20 protein-coding genes are annotated in these 21,752 nt (G+C 59.5%); 7 read left to right on the top strand and 13 right to left on the bottom strand.

Annotation, left to right across the window (positions count from 1 at the left end; translation table 11 throughout):
- Window positions 1-227: 227 nt before the first annotated feature.
- From ACP7A2_RS26195 to zwf, 3 genes are read right to left on the bottom strand one after another with little or no spacing between them, the layout of a single operon-like run.
- Window positions 228-893, bottom strand: coding sequence for a bifunctional 4-hydroxy-2-oxoglutarate aldolase/2-dehydro-3-deoxy-phosphogluconate aldolase (locus tag ACP7A2_RS26195; RefSeq protein WP_426136687.1), 666 nt, complete (start codon window positions 891-893; stop codon window positions 228-230).
- 17 nt (window positions 894-910) lie between these two features.
- Window positions 911-1,624 (bottom strand): 6-phosphogluconolactonase, encoded by a 714-nt coding sequence (gene pgl, locus ACP7A2_RS26190; protein ID WP_426136686.1) that lies wholly within the window; start codon window positions 1,622-1,624, stop codon window positions 911-913.
- A complete protein-coding gene (zwf, locus tag ACP7A2_RS26185) occupies window positions 1,611-3,077 on the bottom strand; it encodes a glucose-6-phosphate dehydrogenase (RefSeq protein ID WP_426136685.1) in 1,467 nt (488 codons plus the stop codon). Before zwf ends, pgl begins: the two co-directional genes overlap by 14 nt.
- A 219-nt stretch (window positions 3,078-3,296) precedes the next feature.
- Between zwf and ACP7A2_RS26180 the strand changes: the two genes are divergently transcribed.
- The gene (locus tag ACP7A2_RS26180; protein ID WP_170039859.1) at window positions 3,297-4,157 is read left to right on the top strand and encodes a MurR/RpiR family transcriptional regulator; all 861 of its coding nucleotides are present in this window, start codon (window positions 3,297-3,299) and stop codon (window positions 4,155-4,157) included.
- A gap of 113 nt (window positions 4,158-4,270) precedes the next feature.
- Here ACP7A2_RS26180 and ACP7A2_RS26175 read toward each other — a convergent pair whose 3' ends face one another.
- From ACP7A2_RS26175 to ACP7A2_RS26130, 10 genes are all read right to left on the bottom strand, one after another.
- The gene (locus ACP7A2_RS26175; RefSeq protein ID WP_426136684.1) at window positions 4,271-5,116 is read right to left on the bottom strand and encodes a D-hexose-6-phosphate mutarotase; all 846 of its coding nucleotides are present in this window, start codon (window positions 5,114-5,116) and stop codon (window positions 4,271-4,273) included.
- A 199-nt stretch (window positions 5,117-5,315) separates the two neighbouring features.
- Window positions 5,316-6,662, bottom strand: a complete 1,347-nt coding sequence (locus tag ACP7A2_RS26170) for a carbohydrate porin (protein ID WP_426136682.1) — start codon at window positions 6,660-6,662, stop codon at window positions 5,316-5,318.
- A gap of 98 nt (window positions 6,663-6,760) precedes the next feature.
- The gene (locus ACP7A2_RS26165; protein WP_426136681.1) at window positions 6,761-7,921 is read right to left on the bottom strand and encodes an ABC transporter ATP-binding protein; all 1,161 of its coding nucleotides are present in this window, start codon (window positions 7,919-7,921) and stop codon (window positions 6,761-6,763) included.
- A 2-nt stretch (window positions 7,922-7,923) separates the two neighbouring features.
- On the bottom strand, window positions 7,924-8,769 hold the full coding sequence (locus ACP7A2_RS26160; RefSeq protein WP_375071002.1) for a carbohydrate ABC transporter permease: 846 nt from the start codon (window positions 8,767-8,769) through the stop codon (window positions 7,924-7,926).
- On the bottom strand, window positions 8,762-9,670 hold the full coding sequence (locus ACP7A2_RS26155; protein WP_053257700.1) for a carbohydrate ABC transporter permease: 909 nt from the start codon (window positions 9,668-9,670) through the stop codon (window positions 8,762-8,764). Before ACP7A2_RS26155 ends, ACP7A2_RS26160 begins: the two co-directional genes overlap by 8 nt.
- A gap of 92 nt (window positions 9,671-9,762) precedes the next feature.
- On the bottom strand, window positions 9,763-11,049 hold the full coding sequence (locus ACP7A2_RS26150) for an ABC transporter substrate-binding protein (RefSeq protein ID WP_426136680.1): 1,287 nt from the start codon (window positions 11,047-11,049) through the stop codon (window positions 9,763-9,765).
- Window positions 11,050-11,153: 104 nt separating this feature from the next.
- Complete coding sequence (locus ACP7A2_RS26145; RefSeq protein ID WP_426136679.1) at window positions 11,154-12,413, bottom strand: AGE family epimerase/isomerase; 1,260 nt, start codon at window positions 12,411-12,413, stop codon at window positions 11,154-11,156.
- Window positions 12,414-12,684: 271 nt separating this feature from the next.
- On the bottom strand, window positions 12,685-13,509 hold the full coding sequence (locus ACP7A2_RS26140) for an ATPase (protein ID WP_426136678.1): 825 nt from the start codon (window positions 13,507-13,509) through the stop codon (window positions 12,685-12,687).
- A gap of 127 nt (window positions 13,510-13,636) precedes the next feature.
- Window positions 13,637-14,635, bottom strand: a complete 999-nt coding sequence (locus ACP7A2_RS26135) for an NAD-dependent epimerase/dehydratase family protein (protein ID WP_426136677.1) — start codon at window positions 14,633-14,635, stop codon at window positions 13,637-13,639.
- A gap of 52 nt (window positions 14,636-14,687) precedes the next feature.
- Window positions 14,688-15,581, bottom strand: coding sequence for a LysR family transcriptional regulator ArgP (locus ACP7A2_RS26130; protein ID WP_426136676.1), 894 nt, complete (start codon window positions 15,579-15,581; stop codon window positions 14,688-14,690).
- Window positions 15,582-15,681: 100 nt separating this feature from the next.
- Between ACP7A2_RS26130 and ACP7A2_RS26125 the strand changes: the two genes are divergently transcribed.
- The 6 genes from ACP7A2_RS26125 (at window position 15,682) to ACP7A2_RS26100 (ending at window position 21,577) form a co-directional block, all read left to right on the top strand.
- Window positions 15,682-16,083, top strand: coding sequence for an ACT domain-containing protein (locus ACP7A2_RS26125; RefSeq protein WP_426136675.1), 402 nt, complete (start codon window positions 15,682-15,684; stop codon window positions 16,081-16,083).
- A gap of 5 nt (window positions 16,084-16,088) precedes the next feature.
- Window positions 16,089-16,688 (top strand): LysE/ArgO family amino acid transporter, encoded by a 600-nt coding sequence (locus ACP7A2_RS26120; protein WP_426136673.1) that lies wholly within the window; start codon window positions 16,089-16,091, stop codon window positions 16,686-16,688.
- A 178-nt stretch (window positions 16,689-16,866) separates the two neighbouring features.
- Window positions 16,867-17,463 carry a superoxide dismutase gene (locus tag ACP7A2_RS26115; protein WP_003212997.1) on the top strand — a complete coding sequence of 199 codons (597 nt, stop codon included), beginning with the start codon at window positions 16,867-16,869 and terminating at the stop codon, window positions 17,461-17,463.
- Between the two features lie 149 nt (window positions 17,464-17,612).
- Entirely contained in the window at window positions 17,613-17,852 is a 240-nt protein-coding gene (locus tag ACP7A2_RS26110) for a hypothetical protein (protein WP_426136672.1), read from the top strand.
- A 202-nt stretch (window positions 17,853-18,054) separates the two neighbouring features.
- Entirely contained in the window at window positions 18,055-20,106 is a 2,052-nt protein-coding gene (locus tag ACP7A2_RS26105; protein ID WP_426136671.1) for a putative bifunctional diguanylate cyclase/phosphodiesterase, read from the top strand.
- 127 nt (window positions 20,107-20,233) lie between these two features.
- Window positions 20,234-21,577, top strand: coding sequence for an imelysin family protein (locus ACP7A2_RS26100; protein WP_426136670.1), 1,344 nt, complete (start codon window positions 20,234-20,236; stop codon window positions 21,575-21,577).
- The last annotated feature ends 175 nt before the right edge of the window (window positions 21,578-21,752 follow it).

The raw sequence follows: 21,752 nt of genomic DNA, 5'->3' as shown, positions 1-21,752 counted from the left end.
ATTAGCGAGGTGCCAAGTGGTGGGGCAAAGACCTTTTGGTTACTTTTGGGGCGTTTGCCAAAAGTGACCCGCTGTAAGAGCGGAACCAATACCAGCCGTTACCGCAGCAAAGGATATGTACTCAACACCCCAGCCCCACCTTTCCCCAGGCAAAAAAAAGCGGCACACCGACCAAGTGCACCGCAAAAATGCCGTTAAGCACAGCAACAACGATTCAATAAATCAGTTCAATCCAACAGCGCCAGTGCCTCTGCGGTAACTTCCTGGATGCGAGCCCAGTCGCCGTTCTTGATCCATTCCGGATCAAGCATCCAGCTACCGCCCACGCACATCACGTTTTTCAACGCCATGTACTGCTTGATATTGGCCGGCCCCACACCGCCTGTTGGGCAGAATTTCACTTCGCCAAACGGGCCACCCAGCGCTTTAATCGCCGCCACACCGCCGCTGACTTCCGCCGGAAACAGCTTGAAGCGGCGATAACCCAAACCATAGCCTTCCATGATCCCGGAGGCGTTACTGATCCCCGGCAACAGCGGAATCGAGCTGTGCACCGAAGCCTCCAGCAGGTCACGGGTAATACCCGGCGTCACGATAAATTGCGAACCCGCCACTTCGGCCGCTTCAAGCATATGACGATCCAACACAGTGCCAGCACCGGTGCACAGTTCAGGGCGCTGCTCGCGCAGGACCTGAATGGCTTTGAGGCCGAACTCGGAACGCAGGGTCACTTCCAGTGCGGTCAAACCGCCGGCTGCCAGGGCATCGGCCAGCGGCAGGATGTCCTGTTCGCGAGCGATGGTGATCACCGGCAGAATCCGCGCCTTGGCGCAGAGGCTGTCGATGAGGGCAACTTTGTCCGCCATGGACACGGTCGGTTGAGGGCTTTTCATAGCGGCTGATCCTTGGCTCATGGGCACCAGTAAATCTCTAAAGTAGGTTGCAAAAACGCGCGAATCGGCATGGCGGCAACGTCGTCACTCGCCAGCGCGGCGCTTAAGGTGGTCAATTTCGAACTGCCGGAAATCGACAGCACGGTGTAGTGAGCCGTGGCCAGCAGCGCGCGACTCATGGTCAGGCGCTGGTGCGGCACGGTCGGCGCCAGCATCGGCCAGCAACGGCGGGTACCGTCGGGCCGCAGGGCTTCGCTCAGGTTCGGGCTGTCCGGAAACAGCGATGCGGTGTGGCCGTCATCGCCCATGCCCAGTACCAGCACATCAATGCCTGGCAATTCTGCCAACTGGCGGTCGGCCAGTTCGGCGGCGTCTTCAAGGTTTGCGGCGACGTTATACAGGCTGAGAAACCTGGCCTTGGCCGCCGGGCCTTGCAGCAGGTATTTCTTCAACAGACCGGCATTGCTGTCGACGTGCTCAACTGGCACCCAGCGCTCGTCGGCCAGGGTGATGGTGACTTTGGACCAGTCCAGCCCTTGTTTGGCCAGGTTCTGGAAGAACGCCACGGGGCTGCGGCCACCGGACACCACCAGGGTCGCTTCGCCACGGGCACTGATGGCCGCGCGCAGTTGCTCGGCCACGTCATTGGCCAAACCGTCCGCCAACAACACGGGCGTGCGGTACTCATGGGCAGTCACACCCTGAGGCAGTTTCAATTCAGATATCGCCATACCAAGACCTCCCATCCCGCGTGATCAGTGCTATTGAGCTCATCGGCCCCCAGGAGCCCGCCGCGTACGGCTTGGGCGCATCACCGGATTTCTTCCACCCGGCGATCAACTGGTCACACCACGTCCACGCGGCTTCGATTTCATCTTTACGAACAAACAGGTTCTGATTGCCGTTCATGACTTCCAGCAACAACCGCTCGTAGGCATCGGGGATCCGCGCGCTGCGATAGGTGTCGGAAAAATTCAGTTGCAGCGGGCCGCTGCGCAGTTGCATGCCCTTGTCCAGGCCCTGCTCCTTGGTCATCACACGCAAGGAAATACCTTCGTCCGGCTGCAGGCGGATGATCAGTTTGTTGCTGATCTGCAGGCGCTGCTCGGGGGCGAAGATGTAGTGGGACGGTTCCTTGAAGTGGATAACGATCTGCGACAGCTTTTGCGGCATGCGCTTGCCGGTCCGCAGGTAGAACGGCACACCGGCCCAACGCCAGTTACGAATATCGGCACGCAGGGCGACGAAGGTTTCGGTGTCGCTCTGGGTGTTGGAATTCTCTTCTTCGAGGTAACCCGGCACCGGCTTGCCGGCGCTGTAACCGGCGATGTACTGGCCGCGCACCACTTGAGTGGTCAGGCCTTCCGGGCTGATCGGCGCCAGGGCCTTGAGCACCTTGACCTTCTCGTCACGAATGCTGTCGGCAGACAAGTCAGCCGGCGGGTCCATGGCGATCAGGCAGAGCAGTTGCAGCAGGTGGTTCTGGATCATGTCGCGCAGCTGGCCGGCCTTGTCGAAATAGCCCCAACGGCCTTCGATACCGACCTGCTCGGCCACGGTGATTTCCACGTGGGAAATGTAGTGCTGGTTCCACTGGGTTTCGAACAGGCTGTTGGCAAAACGCAGCGCAATCAGGTTCTGGACGGTTTCTTTGCCTAGGTAATGGTCGATGCGATAGGTGCGGTTTTCCGGGAGAAACTGCGCCACGGCGTCGTTGACCTTGCGCGAGGATTCAAGGTCCGAGCCGATGGGTTTTTCCAGGACCACGCGGGTGTTTTCCGCCAACCCGACCTTGGCCAGGTTTTCGCAGATCGCGCCATACACCGCCGCCGGGGTGGCGAAGTAGGCAATCAGGCGTTGTTCGGTGCCGGCCTTTTCGGCCAGGCACACATAGTCATCGGCTTTCATGAAGTCGACATGCACGTAGGCCAGGCGTGCGAGGAAGCGCGCTGCCACGGCTTCGTCGAATTCCTTGCCGACGTATTTACGCAATTCTTTTTCGATGTGGGCCAGGTGCTGTTGCTCGGAACCGGCTTCACGGGCCAGGGCCAGGATGCGCGTGTCGTCGTGCAGGAGCCCGGCGCCATCAAGTTGATAGAGGGCAGGAAATAACTTGCGCAGCGCCAGATCACCCAAGGCGCCAAACAGGGCAAAGGTGCAGGGTTCTACGGTTATCGAAGGCATGATGTTTGTTCTTTTATCAAGTTAAGCTACAAATACCTTTTTTCAAGGCATCACTCAAGGAAAAATGTAGTAATAACCACAACATTTTCTCGAAAAACGCATTCCGAGTGGTGGTGTTCAGCTACCCTCAGTAGGATAGGCCACCGCAAAGGGCCACTCGTCAGTTGACTGCCACCCTTTATTTGCATCGTCGCCCGAAGGAAAGACTGAATGGACCGCGTGCGAAATCTTCTGGAACAAATCCGGAACCGCCTCGAAGAATTGAACAAGGCCGAGAAAAAAGTCGCCGAGGTCATCCTGCTCAACCCGCAGCAGGCAACCCGCTTTTCTATCGCCGCCCTCGCCCAAGCCGCTTCGGTCAGTGAACCGACGGTCAACCGTTTCTGCCGTTCGTTCGGCGTCAGCGGTTACCCTGAACTTAAATTGCAGCTGGCGCAAAGTCTGGCCAGCGGCGCGGCGTATGTCAGTCGCGCGGTAGAAGCCGATGATAACCCTGAGGCCTACACGCAGAAGATCTTTGGCAGCGCGATTGCGTCCCTGGACAGCGCCTGCCAGGCCTTGGACCCGGCTCTGATCAGCAAGGCCGTGGATTTGTTGATCCAGGCGCGGCAGATCCACTTTTTCGGCCTCGGCGCTTCAGCCCCGGTGGCAATGGATGCGCTGCACAAGTTTTTCCGCTTCAACCTGGCGGTCACCGCACACGCCGACGTGCTGATGCAGCGCATGATCGCCTCGGTGGCGCACACGGGCGAGTTGTTCGTGATCATTTCCTACACCGGGCGTACCCGCGAGCTGGTGGAAGTGGCGCGTATCGCCCGGGAAAACGGTGCGTCGGTGCTGGGCGTAACCGCCGAGAACTCGCCGCTGGCCAAGGCCAGTACCGTGAGCCTGAACATTCCGTTGCCGGAAGACACCGACATCTACATGCCGATGACCTCGCGGATCATTCAGTTGACGGTGCTGGATGTGTTGGCGACGGGTATGACGTTGCGCCGGGGAGTGGATTTCCAGCCGCATTTGCGCAAGATCAAAGAGAGCTTGAATGACAGCCGGTATCCGGTGGGGGATGAGTTTAACTAGCCGCAATCTCCACCAGCAGTACCGACCCTATCGCAGGCAAGCCAGCTACCACATTCGACCGCATTCCAAATGTGGGAGCTGGCTTGCCTGCGATAGCGCCAGAAGCTCCACCGCTAAACTCCAGCCCGCGCCTGCAAACTCAAATGCGCCCGCTCCCCCGGTGCCAAACTCGCCGCAGCCATCGCCGACTCCACACACACAAACCCAGACGCCTCGTTAAAACTCACACCCAATAACGGCCGGCTGCCCGGATGCCACACCACGGTGTCGGCGCTATCGCCCGTATCGATGCACAGTTCGCGCTGCCAGGCGTGGTCCTTGAGCTGCAATTCACCGTCATGCTGGAACACTCGCTGACAGCCGCCATCGACTCGCAACTCACCTTCCTGCTGGCACACCTGGCGATTGAGCTGGTCGTAGCCTTGCGCCCCGTCGAGCCCAGACAGCGCTACCTCGTCAACGTGACCGATACGCCAATAGGCGTGCAAAGCATGGCTCAACTGGCACGGCAGCTCGTCCTGATGCTCGGTGCTCAGGCGCAGTTCCAGGGTTTCGCCCAGGTGTGCGTGCAGGTCCACCTGCCAGTCGCACAGTTGCAGCTGCCAGTGCAGGCGCACGCCATCGTCGTCGGTGCTGCTGTCGAGCAATTTCCAGTCAATCAGGCGCGCCCAACCATGGGACGGCCAGGCGTTTTCGCTCGGGTGACGCCCATACCACGGCCAGCACACTGGCACGCCGCCACGAATGGCGCCGACGTGCGGCCACTTGGCCGCACACCACAACCAGGGCTTTTGCCCGGTGGGCTGAAAGTGCAGCAACTGCGCGCCCTGGCGACTGAACACCGCTTGGCACAGCGGATGATCAATCACCAACACATCGCGCATCTGAAAGCGCTCCCAGGCAAACACTGGTTGTTCGCGCAGGGATTTGAAAAAGCGTTGTAGAGGATGCTCATGCATGTGCAACAGTCCTGAATTTCTTTGTAGGAGCTGGCTTGCCTGCGATGGCATCAGCGCGGCTAGCCTGCTGTACCGAGTCGCCTGGATCGCAGGCAAGCCAGCTCCCACAGGGAGATGTGCTCCCCTTCCTCAAAAAAAAGCGGGTAGCCATGGCTACCCGCAAAATGCGCACAGAGAGAAGGAGCTTATCGCAACAGCGTTAGAACGTAGACTGAATTTTCAGGCCCGCTACCAGCGCGTTGTCGACTTCTTTAACACCGCCTGGGTTGGCGACGTATTGCAGGTTAGGACGCACGGTCAGCCAGTTGGTAACGTGGAAGCCGTAGTTGATTTCGACGTTGTACTCGGTGTTACGCAGTGGTGCGTAGCCCGATTGGTCGTAGTCAGTAAAACCGCCGGCAGCATTGAGCAGCTCAGCGTTTTTCTTCACGTCACTGTTGGCGTGGATACGGGCAACACCGATACCGACGTCATCTTTGGTACGCGCGTCGAATGGACCTTTGTACACCAGCATCAACGACTGGTAGTTGTCGACCAGGTTGGTGTCTTTGTCGTGGAAGGTTACGTTAGCCGCGATGTTCAGGCCGCGGGAAGCGTCGCCATTGTGGGTAGTCAGCTGTTGCTGCAGAACGCCCCAGTAACCGCTTTTGCTGCTGCGGACACGGAAGGCAGCGCCGGTGGTACCAGCATCGTTACCGTTGACGTCTTCACGTACGTCGGTCGCGTCAGCCGTGCTCTTGTAGTAACCCACACGGTATTCGCCTGGCAGGCCGTTAACCTTCGGCGACCAGACCAACTCCACTGGCAATACGGTGCCCTTGGTGCCGCTGCCGCTGAGTTTGAAGCCGTTGCCGTGCTCCAACTGCGACGGGTTCTGGTTGTACGCACCGATTTGCGCATACAGCTCTGGCGTGATGTTGTACTTCACGCGGATAGCCGCCTGGCTGACAGGCCAGTTGTACCAGGTGTTTACGTAGTTACCCACTTGCGAGCCGCAGAACGACAGGTTCTGGAAGTCGCACGGGAAGGTGTTGAAGTCTTCGCCTTCACCGAAGTAACCGAGTTTCACGTCCAACTTGTTGTCGAACATCTGGTGCTGAATCCAGAACTGGGTCAGACGCACCATGTGGCCTCGGCCATCAACCTCTTGAGACGAACTCAAAGTGCCGGCACGCGGGTCGCCAATTCGGTCATTGGAGATGTTTGCGCCATTACGGTTGGTGAGTTGGATCTTGGCCTGGGTGTTATCCCAGCCCCACAGCTTTTGCAGATCCAGTGCTACGCCCAGACCAAACTGGTCGGCGTAACGGGCAGTTTTGTCGTTGTTGTAGCCACCGCGAAGGTTGCCACCGACTTCACCTACGTAGTCAGCCTTGATGTCGATACCTTGCTCGATGAGCTTGGTACGTTCACCACCCCAATCGCCAGTCATCCACTTGGAATCGGCGCTGAATGCATCGTCTGCCATCGCATTGGCGGACAATACCAGGGCTGCAGCTGCTGACAGTTGGCAGATCAGCCGGGTGTTGTTGTGTTGCTTTTTCATCCCTACATCCTCGTCTTTATTGTTATTAAACTGTTTTTATCTAACGCGGGTTACTTTTTTTTAGCTAAAACAACAAGTTATCCATTCAGGCGCAACGTTCAGCGTCCCTTGAATTGGGCAACATTGCCGGCATGATCCTGTGCAGGCAACGAAGCTGTAGTGCCCAGGCGCTCGCCGGTCTTGGCGTCAAACAGCAGCACCTTGGACGGGTCGAATTGCAGCGTCAGGGTCTCTCCCACCTGCGGCGCCACATCCGGCGCCAGACGGCAGCAGACCTTGGTGTCATTCAACTGCACGAACACCAGGGTGTCCGGGCCAGTCGGTTCGGTTACCTGCACTTGGGCACGAATGCTCGAGGTGCTATTGCCCTCCCCCGTGGCCAGTACGATCTGTTCCGGGCGCAGGCCAAGAATCACGTCACGGTCTTCCAGGCCAGCGTCGTTCATGCTCAGCGGCAGCTCGCAACGGGCCTGGCCGCTGTCGAGCAGCGCCACCAGTTGGCCATCCTTGCGTTGCAGACGCAAAGGTACAAAGTTCATTGGAGGTGAACCGATAAAGCTTGCCACAAACAGGTTGGCCGGGTCGTTGTAAATTTCTTTCGGCGTACCAAATTGTTGGATGATGCCGTCCTTCATCACGGCCACTTTGTCGCCCAGGGTCATCGCTTCGATCTGATCGTGGGTGACGTAGACGGTGGTGGTTTTCAGGCGCTGGTGCATCAGCTTCATTTCGGTGCGCATCTCGACGCGCAGCTTGGCGTCGAGGTTGGACAGCGGTTCGTCGAACAGGTAGATCTTCGGACGACGCGCCAGGGCACGGCCCATCGCGACACGTTGCTGCTGGCCACCGGAGAGTTGACCCGGCTTGCGGTTAAGCAGGTGCTCGATCTGCAGCAGCTTGGCCACGCGCGCCACTTCGGCGTCGATATCCGCCTGAGGCATCTTGCGGATCTTCAAACCGAATTCGATGTTCTCGCGCACGCTCATGGTCGGGTACAGCGCGTAGGACTGGAACACCATGGCGATGTCGCGATCCTTGGGACTCATGCCGCTGACGTCCTGGTCACCGATCATGATTGCGCCACCGGTGATGGTTTCCAGCCCGGCGATGCAGTTCATCAGCGTGGATTTACCGCAACCCGAAGGGCCGACCAGAATCAGGAATTCGCCTTCCTTGATCGACAGTTCGATGTTCTTCAAGGTGTCGGGCAGGCCGGCGCCATAGGTCTTGTTTACATTGCGAAGTTCAAGCGTAGCCATGATTACCCCTTGACCGCGCCGGCTGTGAGGCCGCGCACGAAATACTTGCCTGCGATCACATAGACCAGCAGGGTCGGCAGCCCGGCGATCATCGCCGCTGCCATATCAACGTTATATTCCTTGGCCCCGGTGCTGGTGTTGACCAGGTTGTTCAGCGCCACCGTGATGGGCTGCGAGTCACCACTGGAGAACACCACACCGAACAGGAAGTCGTTCCAGATCTGGGTGAATTGCCAGATCAGGCAAACCATGATGATCGGCGTCGACATCGGCAGAATGATCAGGCGGAAGATGGTGAAGAACCCGGCACCGTCCAGGCGTGCAGCCTTGATCAGCGCATCCGGAATGCTCACGTAGTAGTTACGGAAAAACAGCGTGGTAAACGCCAGGCCGTAGACCACGTGTACAAACACCAGCCCCGTAGTGGTGCTGGCCAGGCCCATCTTGCCGAGGGTGAACGACGCCGGCAGCAGCACGGTCTGGAACGGCAGGAAGCAGCCGAACAACAGCAAACCGAAGAACAGCTGCGAACCACGGAAGCGCCAGAACGACAGCACATAGCCGTTCAGTGCGCCAATGGCGGTGGAGATCAATACCGCGGGAACCGTGATTTTGATCGAGTTCCAGAAGTAGCCATCGACGGTGGCCCAGGCCTTGACCCAGCCGATGCCGGTAACCACGGTCGGCCAGCTCAGCAGGTTGCCGGTGCTGATGTCTTCCGGGGTCTTGAAGCTGGTCAGCAGCATCACCACCAGCGGCACCAGGTACAGCAGCACGGCGATGATCAACACGGCGTAGATCGCGATGCGACTCAGGCTGATGGACGGTTTGGAGGCGAGACTAGTCATTACGCTTGGTCCTCAGCTCGGAGTACAGGTAAGGCACGATGATCGCGAGGATCGCGCCGAGCATCAGGATTGCACTGGCCGAGCCCATGCCCATCTGGCCACGACTGAAGGTGAACGAATACATGAACATCGCAGGCAGGTCGGACGAGTAGCCCGGGCCGCCGGCGGTCATGGCCGCTACCAGGTCGAAGCTCTTGATGGCGATGTGCGCCAGGATCATTACTGCGCTGAAAAACACCGGACGCAGGCTTGGCAGCACCACACTCCAGTAGATACGCGGCAGGCTGGCGCCGTCGATCTGGGCAGCGCGGATGATCGATTGATCAACACCGCGCAGGCCCGCCAGGAACATCGCCATGATGAAGCCGGAGGCTTGCCACACAGCCGCGATCACCAGGCAGTAGACCACGCGATCGGGGTCGATCAGCCAGTCGAGACGGAAGCCTTCCCAGCCCCAGTCCCGCAGAAGTTTGTCCAGGCCCATGCCCGGGTTGAGCAGCCATTTCCACGCGGTACCGGTCACGATCATCGAGAGCGCCATCGGGTACAGGTAAATGGTGCGGATAAAGCCTTCGCGACGGATTTTCTGGTCGAGGAAAATCGCCAGGGTCACGCCGATCACCAAGGTGATGCCGATAAACATCCCGCCGAACACTGCCAGGTTTTTGCTCGCGACCCACCAGCGGTCGTTGTCGAACAACCGCGCGTACTGCGCCAGGCCTGCCCATTTGTAGCTTGGCAGGAACGTGGAGGTGGTGAACGACAGAACGAACGTCCACAGGATGTAGCCGTAGAAGCCCACCAGCACGATGAACATGCTGGGCGCCAGCACCAGTTTAGGGAGCCAGCGCTGCAGTGCATCAAACGGCGAGGCCTTGCTGAACACAGCAACAGAACTCATGGGAAAATCCAGTACAGGGAAAAAGGACTACAGGAGCAAGCCTTGTGAGGGGTCAGGGGGTTTCCCCTCACAAGGACCAGCAGTGCTAACCGTTACTTGGCAGACTTGATCGCAGCGCCAAGTTTCTTGGCGGTGTCGGCTGGGTCAGCTTTCGGGTCGTTGATGAAGTTGGTCACGACATCAAAGAACGCACCTTGTACGGCCAGGGTGGTGGCCATGTTGTGCGCCATGCTTGGTTGCAGGCCGCCCGTCTTGGCATCAGCCAGGAAGTCTTTGGCTGCGGTCTGGGCGCAAGAGTCGAAACCGTACGAGTCCATTTTCTGCAGCATGTCGGTCCGAACCGGGATCGAGCCTTTGTTGATGCTGAAGACTTTCTGGAAGTTTTCACCCAGCACGATTTTGGCGATGTCCTGCTGACCGGCAGCAGTGCCTTTGTCTTTCTGCTTGAACACCGCCAGGGAGTCGATGTTGTAGGTGAAGGCTTTGTCGGTGCCCGGGAAGGCTACGCACTCGTAATCCTTACCGGCGACTTTCTTGGCGGCAGTCCATTCGGACTTGGCCCAGTCACCCATGATCTGCATACCGGCTTTGCCGTTGATGACTTTGCCGGCTTCGAGGTTCCAGTCCTGGCCTTTGCCGTCGACGTCCATGTAGGTCGCGACTTTCTTCAGCTCGGTGAGCGACTTGACCATTTCCGGGCCAGTCAGCGCCGCGTTGTCGAGGTCAACCAGGGCTTTCTTGTAGCCATCTGCACCCATGACCGACAGAACGACGGCTTCGAATACAGTGCTGTCCTGCCAAGGCTGGCCACCGTGGGCAAGCGCGATGAAACCCGCGGCCTTGAGCTTGTCGCCGGCTGCGTAGAATTCTTCGAGGGTGGTCGGGTTCTTGGTGATACCGGCTTTCTTGAAGACTTCCGGGTTGATCCACAGCCAGTTAACGCGGTGGATGTTGACCGGTACGGCAACGTAGTTGCCTTCGTACTTCACGGTGTCGGAGACTTTCTTGTCGAGCAGGGAATCCCACTTCTCTTCTTTGGAGACGTCTTTGAGCACGTCAGTGTCGAGCAGGCCAGTCGACGCCCATTCCTGAATGTCCGGGCCTTTGATCTGGGCAACGGCGGGCGGGTTGCCAGCCACTGCGCGGCTTTTCAGCACGGTCATGGCTGTGGCGCCACCGCCACCGGCTACGGCACCGTCTTTCCAGACGAAGCCGTCTTTTTCAACTTGAGCCTTCAGTACGTCTACAGCCGCTTTTTCACCGCCTGAGGTCCACCAATGCACAACTTCAACCGTCCCTTTCGGGTCGGCGGCAAATGCACTGAGGGGAAACAAAGAGGCAATGGAAACAGCAACGGCGAGGCGATTAATCGCGTTCATCTGAGTACCTTTTCTTGTTGTTATGCATGCAAGTCTGGAGCTTGCGCTGCACGGAGTTTAAACAGGGATATTTGAGCCGCAGGTAACAAAGGGACGCACAAATGTCACCACTTGGTGACATAGAGTCCTCGCCCCAGAGCGCTGGTCATGCTGGGCGCCAGCGGCAGTGCAGGCAGCACCACCGCTTGCCAGGCATGGTACAGGTCTGGTTTGCCACCCCAGATCTTCGCACTGGGCGTGTTATGCGGGCTGAGTTCGTGGTGCCAACTGCCGTTTATACGGTCGATAAAGCGGGTTTCGCAAAACTCCCAAAAGCGTCGATACCAAGTCTCGTAATGCAGTTCGCCGGTACGCTTGAGCAAGGCTTGGGCGGCAGCGCCGGCTTCGGCGTGGGTCCAGTGCAGGCGCTCGCGCACCACCGGGCGATGGTTCCAGTCCAGGGTGTAGACAATGCCGGGGGCACCGTCCACAGCCCACGCGTACTCGCAGGCACTGGCGAACAAGCCCTTGGCGTCGGTCAGCAGCCACTGCGGCGTGGCAAGCCCGGCTTGCAGGCGCGCGGCTTCCAGGTGCAGCACCAGCCGCGCCCACTCAAAACCGTGGCCGGGGGTGATGCCGTAAGGGCGGAAGCCATCAGCAGGATTGTCTTCGTTGTAGCCGAGCAACGGTTTCCAGTGCGCGTCGAAATGCTCGATGACCATGAACTGGTTGCCGGCCGCGTGGTTGTGGATAACCCGCTCGACGATGCGCAAGGCGCGGTCCAGCCAGCGCGTATCACCGGTCACATCGGCCAGGGCAAGGAAGGCTTCGGTGGCGTGCATGTTGCTGTTGGCGCCGCGATAGGCCTCAACACCCGTCCAGTCCTGGGCGAAAGATTCGAGCATGACGCCCTCGTCTTCGCTCCAGAAAAACTGGTCGATGATATGCATGGCGTCGTTCAGCAGGTTCTGTGCACCGGGCGCGCCGGCCACCACCGCCGAGCTGGCGGCCAGGGCCACGAAGGCGTGCAGGTAGGCCGCCTTGCCACGGTTGCCATCAAGGGCCTGGGGCGTGGCGAACCAGCCACCGTGTTCGCTATCGCGCAAAGGGCCACTGAGGGCGGTAACGCCGTGCTCAACCAACTCGGCATAACCCGGCAGCCCCATGGCGTGGGCCATGGCAAAGCTGTGGGTCATGCGTGCGGTGTTCATGGTTTCGGCGTGGGCATCGGCCGGCAGCAGGCCTTTGTCGTCCAGGTTGCCGAAACCGTCGGGGAGTCGCGAGGCTTTGGCGAATGCCAGCAGGCGCTGGCCTTCGGCGGCAAGCCAGGCGTGATGGGCAGGTGCGTTCAGCCAGCTGCTGGCAGGCAGTGGTTGCGTGGTCATGGGTAGCCCTTATTATTTTTTATGGGATGACCGGAGTCTAAACAAGGGTGCGGTGGGGGCAAGTAACGAAGCGGAGGGGAAATGTCACTGAGTGGTGACATTGGCCACGAGCGACTGTTTTGAGCGGTTGGCGCAGTTCTAAATGTGGGAGCGGGCTTGCTCGCGAAGGCGGCGTATCAGTCGATAGGTCTGTTGACTGACACTCAGCTTTCGCGAGCAAGCCCGCTCCCACAGTTGAGCCGGTTCACACCGTCACTTATCTAAGGCCTGGTTATTGGCCCAGCGGGGTGATCTTCGCCGGCGCGTTGAGTTGCTGCTGCAGGTTCTGCACCTGGCTCTGCAGTGTGGTGATGTTGCGCGTGGTCTGGATGCGGAACACGTCGAACTCTTTATTGGTCGGCGCATCACTGTTGGCGGCCTGATTGTCCTGCGCGCTTTTGAGAACAATGAGGTCCTGCTCAAGGCGGGCGATGGCCGCGCTTGGGTTGCCCTGCTTCTTCAGGGCAGCGACGTCGGCGGACAACTCCTTGAAATCACCTTGCCCAGCTTTTAGCGTGGCCACCGCTTCGGTCAATGCCTGCACCTGGCCTTGCAGCTTGGCATTGGCGGTCGACAGTTCGGTGGTGCTGGCACTCATTTGTGCCAGCCCCTGGTCAAGCTCGCTGGCTTGGCCAGCAACGCCAACTTGCTGTTTGCCCTGCTCCAGCAACTGCGCTTCCAGTTGCTTGATCTGCTGTTTCAGCGCTTCGCTGCCGTTGCTCACATTTGCCTCGCTGGCGACCACCTTGCCGGAGATATCCTGCAGGCGCCCCGCCGCTTCTTCGCTGATGCGCGCAAAGCTTTCCTGGGTAGCAACCAATTGCTGCCCCATCAGGGAAATCTGCTGGAAGCTCCACCATGCCAGGCCCGCAAAGGCGATCAGCAGCGCGCCGACCAACGCCCACAGCGGGCCAGTGCTGGCGCTCTTTACCTTGACCACCTTGGTGTTGCGCGAGCGCACCGAAGTGGCGGGCGTCGGCTCGAAATCATCATCGTCCTCAAGATCAGCCCGCAGGCTGGGAACGTTGTCGAAATCGTCTTTAGCATCGTTACGCATGAATCAACCCTGAATCTATGAGATGGCTACCTGGAACGCCGAGCGATCGGAGTATAAACCGCGTTCACGCCGCACTGATCGACCCGGAACCCTGAATTCGGTTCCCGATGTGTTGCTGCTTGTGAGCTTATTTGAGGCCGGGATCCTGGGCCTTCCACCAACTGCAGAACTCATCAAGGGCAGTCCACAGGCTGACCTTGGGCTCGTAGTCCAGATAATGCCTCGCCCGGCTGATGTCGAGGGTGAAATCTTTGTTCATCACCTGCATCCCCAGCCGCGACAGCGCCGGCTCCGGGCGCCCCGGCCACATCGCGCAGAATGCCTCGTTCAACGCGGCTACGCTGTAGGACAAACCGTAGGAGCGATACCGCGTGACCTGCGGCATGTCCATCTGGCGCATCACGTAGTTCACCACGTCCCACACCGGCACCGGCGTGCCGTTGCTGATGTTGTAGGCCTTGCCCAACGCAGAGCCGGTGGCCAGCAAACTGCTGAGCAACGCTTCATTGAGGTTGTGCACACTGGTGAAATCGACCTTGTTCAGGCCGTCACCCACAATGGCCAGGCGGTTCTTGCGCTGCATTTTCAACAGACGCGGGAAGATGCTCATGTCGCCAGCGCCGGTGACGAAACGCGGGCGCAAGGCCAGCACTTCCAGACCGAACTCCTGGGCACCGAAGACTTTCTGTTCCGCCAGGTATTTGGTGGCGGCGTAAGGATGCTTGAAGCGCTTGGGCACTTGTTCTTCGGTCAGGCCCAGATGATCGCGCCCATCAAAGTAGATCGACGGCGACGACAGATGCACCAGGCGCCCAACGCGCTGCTTGATGCAGGCTTCCACGACATTTTCCGTGACCAGCACATTGCCCTGGTGGAAGTCCTGATACTTGCCCCACAGCCCGACAGCGCCGGCGCAATGCACCACGGCTTCCACGTCACGGCACAGCTCGCGCACCAAGTCGGCGTCAGTCAAGTCACCCTGGATAAACTCGGCGCCACGCCGTATCAGGTGCTCCACACCTTCCGCGCGTCGCCCGTTGACCCGCACGTCCAGGCCCTGCTCCAGAGCGAAACGCGCGAAGCGCCCGCCGATGAAGCCGCTTGCGCCGGTGACCAGAATTTTCATTTGTTACCCCATGTTCTTTCGTTTTTCATCGCTGTTGCCTTGACGCCCGTTATCACTCCAACGGCACCAACCATTGACCGCATGCCTGGGCCAGATGGTCGGTCAACAGGCCCAACAGTTGTCCACCACTGCGCCAATGATGCCAGTACAACGGCACATCGATGGGCTTATCTGGCAATAGCTCGACCAATACGCCTTTTTGCAGCGCGTCGCGCACCTGCAATTCAGGCACCAGCCCCCAGCCCAGACCGGCCTCGGCGAGCCGGATAAATCCTTCGGACGAGGGGCATAAATGATGTTCGAAACCGCCGTCCACACCCAGGGACGCCAAATAGCGGTGTTGCAGGAAGTCATCCGGGCCGAACACCAGGGCGGGCGTTTTCGCCAGTTGATCAGCGCGCACGCCGTTCGGGAAATGCCGGGCAATAAATGCCGGACTGGCCAGGGCCCGATAACGCATGGCGCCGAGCAACACACTGCGTGCGCCGGCCACCGGGCGTTCGCTGGCGCAAATACACGCGGCCACCTCACCGGCCCGCATGCGGTTGAGGCTCACGGTTTGGTCCTCCACCACCAGGTCCAGCAATAAATGCTGGTCGGCGCAAAAATCACCGACGGCCTCGGCCCACCACGTGGCCAGGCTGTCGGCATTCAGGGCGATGCGCAGGCGTTCGGGCATGCCCTCTTCGTCCAGCGCCGGCACCTGGCTTTGCAGGTCACGCTCCAGTAGCCGCACTTGTTGCACGTGGTTAAGCAGGCGGCGGCCGATGTCGGTCGGCGTCGGCGGTGTAGTCCGCACCAACACCGGTTGGCCGATGCGCGCTTCGAGCAGCTTGATGCGCTGGGAAATCGCCGACTGCGACAACCCCAGCACCTGCGCGCCGCGTTCGAAGCCAGCCTGTTCCACTACCGCCGCCAGGGCAGAAAGCAATTTATAGTCGAACATCAGTTTCTCTAATGAGCGATGAGCAATAGTTGTTTTTCTTATACCGCGTGACCCATGAGAATGACAGGCATCGCTTCTCTCTCTTCACAGGAAACCTCACATGGCCGGCGAAACCGCCCTGGCAACCCTGCTGCGCAGCATGAGCCCGCATCTGAACGAGGGCGACTATGTGTTCTGCACCCTGCCCGACAACCGTATCCCAGAGGGTTGCGACGTCATCGGCAGCTTTCGCGAGAAAGAAGGCCTGACGCTGATCGTTGAGCGCCAGCAGGCGGAACAAGCCGGGCTGACCTTCGATTACGTGGCGGCCTGGATCACCCTGAACGTGCATTCGGCCCTGGAAGCGGTAGGCCTCACCGCCGCCTTCGCCAGCGCGCTGGGCAACGCCGGCATCAGTTGCAACGTGATCGCCGGTTATTACCACGACCACCTGTTTGTCGGTCGCGCTGATGCACAGCGCGCCATGGATGTGTTGCGGCAACTGGCCGAAAACGCGGAGTAACTCTTATGTGGCAGAGCTATGTGAACGGGCTGTTGGTGGCCCTCGGCCTGATCATGGCGATCGGCACCCAGAATGCGTTCGTGCTGGCGCAAAGCCTGCGCCGCGAACATCACCTGCCCGTCGCGGCATTGTGCGTGGTGTGCGATGCCCTGTTGGTGGCGGCCGGGGTATTCGGCCTGGCAACGGTACTCGCGCAAAACCCGCTGCTGCTGGCGGTTGCCCGCTGGGGTGGCGCGGCGTTCCTGTTGTGGTACGGCACGCTGGCGTTGCGCCGGGCGTTTTCGACACAGAGCCTGGCGCAAGGGGCCAATCTCAAGGTGCGCTCACTGCGCGCGGTGTTGCTCAGTGCCTTGGCGGTAACGCTGCTTAACCCGCACGTGTATCTGGACACAGTGCTGCTGATCGGCTCATTGGGCGCCCAACAAACCGAGCCGGGTGCCTACGTCGCCGGCGCGGCCAGCGCGTCATTCCTGTGGTTCGCGACCCTCGCACTCGGCGCAGCCTGGTTGGCCCCCTGGCTCGCACGCCCGGCGACCTGGCGCCTGCTCGACCTGCTGGTTGCGGTGATGATGTTCAGCGTGGCCTACCAATTGATCAGCGCCTGAGAGATATTCCAAAACGCTCTGGAACCTCTATCCCACACAGTTGTTGCGTGGTTATGCCGCAACCCCGGTGCTATGATCCAGCCCCTGCGCCGCAAAGAGTACAAACTCCCCGGCGCTTGTTTGGCCGCCCGTGATCGGCCTTGCGCTCACCGCAACTGACCTGATTAGGAGAATCATCATGGCTTTCGAATTGCCGCCGCTGCCCTACGCACACGATGCCCTGCAGCCGCACATTTCCAAGGAAACCCTGGAATACCACCACGACAAGCACCACAACACCTACGTCGTGAACCTGAACAACCTGGTGCCAGGCACCGAGTTCGAAGGCAAGACCCTGGAAGAAATCGTCAAGTCCTCCTCCGGCGGCATCTTCAACAACGCCGCTCAGGTCTGGAACCACACCTTTTACTGGAACTGCCTGGCGCCAAACGCCGGCGGCCAACCTACCGGCGCGCTGGCGGAAGCCATCAACGCAGCCTTCGGTTCGTTCGACAAGTTCAAAGAAGAATTCACCAAGACTTCCGTCGGCACCTTCGGTTCCGGTTGGGGCTGGCTGGTGAAAAAAGCTGACGGTTCCCTGGCCCTGGCCAGCACCATCGGCGCCGGCAACCCGCTGACCAGCGGCGACACCCCGCTGCTGACCTGCGACGTCTGGGAACACGCTTACTACATCGACTACCGCAACGTGCGTCCAAAGTATGTGGAAGCGTTCTGGAACCTGGTCAACTGGAAGTTCGTGGCTGAGCAGTTCGAAGGCAAAACCTTCACTGCCTAAGCAACGCTTGCAGTAAAAAGAGCCCGGCCGTGTGCCGGGCTTTTTTATGGGCGATGAATAAGTGTTGAAGTCGCAGGAACTGACCGCGTGGATTACGCCACGCAGTCAACGTGAGGAATTCGCCTCTCGTACCTGTCGGAGAAATTACTATGTCCATTGGCGCACTAGCATCACTGCTCCCTATGGCTGGCGGTCTGGCCCAAGAGGGTCTGAAAGCCGTCACCGAGATCGCCAAAGTGGTCGGGCAACTGGCCAAGTCGCAGTCTGGCGGCAAAGAAGGTGAAGGCGATCAAAACAAGATCGCGCACGAAGAGATGCACAACAAGGAACGTGTGAATTTCTCGGGCAACGACTCGGCAAGCAGCAATGTGAACATCAACATCGCGTAAAGACAGCCAAACCCTGCGGCGCACCCGCTGCGCCTGCGCGGTTGTCTCAGGCAGGCGGACTTACCTCCGCCTTGCCCCGGCGCCCAGCCTTCAAGTTCCCCGTCAAACCTGCCGATGCCCTAATGTTCCTTTGACTGCCATCACGAGATTGCCAATACTCATGGCATATTGAGGCTACCCGCACGGAACAAGGAATGACCCTTTGAAGCTGGAACTCAAAAACAGCTTGTCAGTGAAGTTGCTACGGGTTGTGCTGCTGTCGGCATTGATCGTGGGCGTAGTGCTGAGCGCGGCGCAGATCGTCTTCGATGCCTACAAAACACGCCAGGCCGTGGCGGGCGATGCCCAGCGTATTCTCGACATGTTTCGTGACCCATCAACACAGGCTGTCTATAGCCTGGACCGCGAGATGGGTATGCAGGTGATCGAAGGCCTGTTTCAGGACGACGCCGTGCGCGTGGCCTCCATCGGCCATCCCAACGAAACCATGCTCGCGGAAAAAAGCCGCGAGCTTCAGCAATCAAGCACCCGTTGGCTGACCGACCTGATCCTCGGCCAGGAACGCACGTTCACCACGTCCCTGGTCGGCAAAGGCCCTTACAGCGAGTATTACGGCGACCTGAGCATCACCCTCGACACGGCCAATTACGGCAAGGGTTTTCTGGTCAGTTCGGTGATCATCTTTATTTCCGGCGTGCTGCGCGCCCTGGCCATGGGCCTGGTGCTGTACCTGGTGTATCACTGGCTGCTGACCAAACCGTTGTCGCGGATTATCGAGCACCTGACCTCGATCAACCCGGACCGGCCCAGCGAACACAAGATTCCCCAGCTCAAAGGCCACGAACGCAACGAACTGGGGCTGTGGATAAACACCGCAAACCAGTTGCTCGAATCCATCGAACGCAACACCCATCTGCGTCACGAAGCCGAATCCAGCCTGCTGCGCATGGCTCAGTACGACTTTCTCACCGGCCTGCCGAACCGCCAGAAGTTGCAGGAGCAACTGGACAAAATCCTGATCGACGCCGGCCGCCGGCAGCGCCGTGTTGCGGTGCTGTGCGTGGGCCTGGATGACTTCAAAAGCGTTAACGAACAGTTCACCTACCAGGCCGGCGACAAATTATTGCTCGCCCTGGCCGACCGCCTGCGCGCCCACAGCGGCCGCCTCGGCACCCTCGCCCGTTTGGGCGGCGACCAGTTTGCGCTGGTACAGGCCGATATCGACCAGCCTTATGAAGCAGCGGAACTGGCGCAAAGCATCCTCGACGACCTGGAAGCCGAATTCGCCCTGGACCTGGAGCAGATTCGCCTGCGCGCCACCATCGGCATCACGCTGTTCCCGGAAGACGGCGACAGCACCGAGAAGCTGCTGCAAAAAGCCGAACAGACCATGACCCTGGCCAAGAGCCGCTCACGCAACCGTTACCAGTTCTATATCGCCAGCGTCGACAGTGAAATGCGCCGGCGCCGTGAGCTGGAAAAAGACCTGCGCGATGCCCTGAGCCGCGATCAATTCCACTTGGTTTACCAGCCTCAGATCAGCTACCGCGACCATAGCGTGGTCGGCGTCGAAGCCTTGATCCGCTGGCAACACCCGGAACACGGCCTGGTGCCGCCGGATTTGTTCATCCCGCTGGCAGAACAGAACGGCACGATTATTCCGATTGGCGAATGGGTACTGGACCAGGCGTGTAGGCAATTGCGCGAGTGGCATGACCAGGGGTTCATCACTTTGCGCATGGCGGTCAACCTGTCGACCGTGCAGTTGCACCACACCGAGCTGCCGCGGGTGGTCAACAACCTGATGCAGATCTACCGCCTGCCGCCGCGCAGCCTTGAACTGGAAGTGACCGAAACCGGCCTGATGGAAGACATCAGCACCGCCGCCCAGCACCTCCTGAGCCTGCGCCGCTCCGGCGCGCTGATTGCGATTGATGACTTTGGCACCGGCTATTCGTCCCTGAGCTATCTGAAAAGCCTGCCGCTGGACAAAATCAAGATCGACAAGAGCTTCGTGCAGGACCTGCTGGATGACGACGACGACGCGACCATCGTGCGCGCCATCATTCAACTGGGCAAAAGCCTGGGCATGCAGGTGATCGCTGAAGGCGTGGAAACCGCCGAGCAAGAGGCCTATATCATTTCCGAAGGCTGCCACGAGGGCCAGGGTTATTACTACAGCAAACCGCTGCAGGCACGGGAGTTGGCGGTTTATTTGAAACAGGCGGAGCGCAACAACGCGTTGATTCTCTGAAGTGACAAATCGATTCTGAATATTTCCCGCGTATAAACCTTTACACAAAATGCAAATCTTTCGCATTATGTCGCAGTTTTTGCGCTCCCCCGCGCGCCCTATCAACAACCGAAGCAGGATGTTCGCCATGATTCGTATGCCCCTGGCCACCGCCAGTCTGCTGGCCATTGCCATTTCTCTCGCCGGTTGCGGCGAAGGTAAAGACAAGGCCGCCGCGCCTCAAGCGCCGACCCCGGCTGCCAGCACTACCGCTCCAGCGGCTGCCACGCCTGCCGGCCAGGTCGACGAAGCGGCCGCCAAGGCCGTCGTCGCGCATTACGCAGACATGGTGTTCGCGGTGTACAGCGACGCCGAATCCACTGCAAAAACCCTGCAAACCGCGATCGACACCTTCCTCGCCAACCCGAACGACGAAACCCTGAAAGCGGCCCGTACCGCCTGGATCGCCGCACGCGTTCCGTACCTGCAGAGTGAAGTGTTCCGTTTCGGCAACACCATCATCGACGACTGGGAAGGCCAGGTGAACGCCTGGCCCCTGGACGAAGGCCTGATCGACTACACCGACAAATCCTACGAGCACGCACTGGGTAACCCGGGCGCCAACGCCAATATCATCGCCAACACCGAAATTCAGGTCGGCGAAGACAAGGTCGACGTCAAGGAAATCACCCCGGAAAAACTCGCCAGCCTCAATGAGCTGGGCGGTTCCGAGGCCAACGTTGCCACCGGCTACCACGCCATTGAATTCCTGCTCTGGGGCCAGGACCTCAACGGCACCGGCCCAGGCGCGGGCAACCGCCCGGCGTCGGACTACATGACCGGCGACGGTGCAACCGGTGGCAACAACGAACGCCGCCGCACTTACCTGCGCGCTGTGACGCAGCTGCTGGTCAGCGACCTGGAAGAAATGGTCGGCAACTGGAAGCCCAACGTCGAAGACAACTACCGCGCCACCCTGGAGGCAGAACCTGCCATCGACGGCCTGCGTAAAATGTTGTTCGGCATGGGCAGCCTGTCCCTCGGCGAACTGGCCGGTGAGCGTATGAAGGTGTCCCTGGAAGCCAACTCGCCGGAAGACGAGCAGGATTGCTTCAGCGACAACACGCACAATTCGCACTTCTACGATGCCAAGGGTATTCGTAACGTTTACCTGGGTGAGTACACCCGTGTTGACGGCAACAAGATGACGGGGCCGAGCTTGTCGTCGTTGGTGGCCAAGGCAGATCCGGCGGCTGATACGGCGTTGAAGGCTGATTTGGCGGCGACTGAGGCGAAGATTCAGGTGATGGTGGATCATGCCAACAAGGGTGAGCATTATGACCAGCTGATTGCGGCTGGGAATGATGCGGGCAACCAGATTGTGCGGGATGCGATTGCTGCGTTGGTTAAGCAGACGGGGTCGATTGAGGCGGCTGCGGGTAAGTTGGGGATCAGTGATTTGAACCCGGACAGTGCGGATCACGAGTTCTGATCAGTGCGGATTTGAAAAAGGCGACCTTGGGGTCGCCTTTTTTATTGGTTGGGGGTGAATATCCGTTATTTGGGTAACGACTGAAATCGGTTCCGCTCTTACAGCGGGTCACTTTTTGAAGAGCGCAAAAAGTAACCCAAAACGCTCCGCCCCCACCACTTGGCACCTCGCTTAG

The organism is Pseudomonas sp. PWP3-1b2 (assembly GCF_049896045.1).
GTDB lineage: Bacteria > Pseudomonadota > Gammaproteobacteria > Pseudomonadales > Pseudomonadaceae > Aquipseudomonas > Aquipseudomonas antarctica_B.
Note: the sequence above shows the minus strand (reverse complement) of the source record. Positions and strands in the feature narration are given on the sequence as shown.

Bases quoted from the DNA above. Each gene is read 5' to 3' on its own strand.
- ACP7A2_RS26195 (WP_426136687.1), bottom strand. From the start codon at position 893: ATGAAAAGCCCTCAACCGACCGTGTCCATGGCGGACAAAGTTGCCCTC.
- pgl (WP_426136686.1), bottom strand. From the start codon at position 1,624: ATGGCGATATCTGAATTGAAACTGCCTCAGGGTGTGACTGCCCATGAG.
- zwf (WP_426136685.1), bottom strand. From the start codon at position 3,077: ATGCCTTCGATAACCGTAGAACCCTGCACCTTTGCCCTGTTTGGCGCC.
- ACP7A2_RS26175 (WP_426136684.1), bottom strand. From the start codon at position 5,116: ATGCATGAGCATCCTCTACAACGCTTTTTCAAATCCCTGCGCGAACAA.
- ACP7A2_RS26170 (WP_426136682.1), bottom strand. From the start codon at position 6,662: ATGAAAAAGCAACACAACAACACCCGGCTGATCTGCCAACTGTCAGCA.
- ACP7A2_RS26165 (WP_426136681.1), bottom strand. From the start codon at position 7,921: ATGGCTACGCTTGAACTTCGCAATGTAAACAAGACCTATGGCGCCGGC.
- ACP7A2_RS26160 (WP_375071002.1), bottom strand. From the start codon at position 8,769: ATGACTAGTCTCGCCTCCAAACCGTCCATCAGCCTGAGTCGCATCGCG.
- ACP7A2_RS26155 (WP_053257700.1), bottom strand. From the start codon at position 9,670: ATGAGTTCTGTTGCTGTGTTCAGCAAGGCCTCGCCGTTTGATGCACTG.
- ACP7A2_RS26150 (WP_426136680.1), bottom strand. From the start codon at position 11,049: ATGAACGCGATTAATCGCCTCGCCGTTGCTGTTTCCATTGCCTCTTTG.
- ACP7A2_RS26145 (WP_426136679.1), bottom strand. From the start codon at position 12,413: ATGACCACGCAACCACTGCCTGCCAGCAGCTGGCTGAACGCACCTGCC.
- ACP7A2_RS26140 (WP_426136678.1), bottom strand. From the start codon at position 13,509: ATGCGTAACGATGCTAAAGACGATTTCGACAACGTTCCCAGCCTGCGG.
- ACP7A2_RS26135 (WP_426136677.1), bottom strand. From the start codon at position 14,635: ATGAAAATTCTGGTCACCGGCGCAAGCGGCTTCATCGGCGGGCGCTTC.
- ACP7A2_RS26130 (WP_426136676.1), bottom strand. From the start codon at position 15,581: ATGTTCGACTATAAATTGCTTTCTGCCCTGGCGGCGGTAGTGGAACAG.
- ACP7A2_RS26125 (WP_426136675.1), top strand. From the start codon at position 15,682: ATGGCCGGCGAAACCGCCCTGGCAACCCTGCTGCGCAGCATGAGCCCG.
- ACP7A2_RS26120 (WP_426136673.1), top strand. From the start codon at position 16,089: ATGTGGCAGAGCTATGTGAACGGGCTGTTGGTGGCCCTCGGCCTGATC.
- ACP7A2_RS26115 (WP_003212997.1), top strand. From the start codon at position 16,867: ATGGCTTTCGAATTGCCGCCGCTGCCCTACGCACACGATGCCCTGCAG.
- ACP7A2_RS26110 (WP_426136672.1), top strand. From the start codon at position 17,613: ATGTCCATTGGCGCACTAGCATCACTGCTCCCTATGGCTGGCGGTCTG.
- ACP7A2_RS26100 (WP_426136670.1), top strand. From the start codon at position 20,234: ATGATTCGTATGCCCCTGGCCACCGCCAGTCTGCTGGCCATTGCCATT.